The organism is Candidatus Glomeribacter gigasporarum BEG34 (genome assembly GCF_000227585.1).
GTDB lineage: Bacteria > Pseudomonadota > Gammaproteobacteria > Burkholderiales > Burkholderiaceae > Glomeribacter > Glomeribacter gigasporarum_B.
Genome location: NZ_CAFB01000028.1, coordinates 1 through 964 on the forward strand (window position 1 = coordinate 1; position 964 = coordinate 964).

General features: G+C 59.6%; 1 protein-coding gene. It reads right to left on the reverse strand.

What is annotated here, in order from left to right; translation table 11 throughout:
- Window positions 1-149 precede the first annotated feature (149 nt).
- Window positions 150-629, reverse strand: a complete 480-nt coding sequence (locus CAGGBEG34_RS00490; RefSeq protein ID WP_006681972.1) for a hypothetical protein — start codon at window positions 627-629, stop codon at window positions 150-152.
- Window positions 630-964 lie beyond the last annotated feature (335 nt).

Sequence of the window (964 nt, forward strand, 5' to 3'; positions counted from 1 at the left end):
GCGCACAGAGCACGCGCCGTTTCCGTGCGACAGACAACAGAATCAGCGCCCGCGCCATCTGCCACGACTTGCCCCCGCCGCGCCCGCCGTAGAACACCTTGTACCGCGCCGGCTCAAACAAGCCCTTGAACTTCGGCGGGAAGACGATCTCAACCGCGTGCATCCCCAAACCGCACCTGCAGCGTTAACCCTGCCTCAGCGGGTTTGCTGAACTCGGACGGGTCCAGCCCCCACGCCCGACGCTCCGCTTCCTGGCGAATCTTCAATGTCTCCGCGGTAATCTTCGCCAGCTTGGCCGCATCGAAATCCGCATCGGTCAACGCCCGCTCGACGTGCTGTTTGTGCGCGTCCCATTCGTCGCGATGGCGGTTCACGACCTGCGCGCGGCAGCCCGCTTCCGCATCCAGCGCCTCGGCCTTTTTTTGGGGGGTGCAACCTGCAACCACCCCTGCAACTTTCTCCGCTACCTTGCGGTACAGCAGTGGCTCAACGTCCTGCGTCCAGCCTTCTTTCTCAATCCGCTTCTGAATCGCCGTGCGCGAGACGCCATGCCGACGCGAACACTCAGACTGGTTGCACCCCGCTTCATATTCCGCGCGGATGCTCTCCCAGTCGATTGCTCTTGTCATGGATGACATCCATAAAAAAGCCCGCGTCAGCCAAAAGACAAAACGCGGGTTCAGAAAAAAGCAGCCAGAATTCACCCGCTGGCTGCAACGGGTCGAGTGATAGGATGATGGTGCGACCCTTCACCCTATCAGGAGATAAACTTGTCGAATCCGAAGCAACCGCTCAGTCAACCCACATTCGACCACGCTCTGCGTGCCCCTGTGCNTTCAAATTGGCCTGTCTGCTCGCCTGGAACGCATGACGGCAACATTGCTTGGAAGAATGGATCGAGGCGCATCATTCCTTACGCTCTTTCTCANCNNNNCNNNNTTTNCNAANNNNCCNNNNTGNNNGC

Coding starts and splice junctions, on each gene's coding strand:
- CAGGBEG34_RS00490 (WP_006681972.1), bottom strand. CDS start 629: ATGACAAGAGCAATCGACTGGGAGAGCATCCGCGCGGAATATGAAGCG.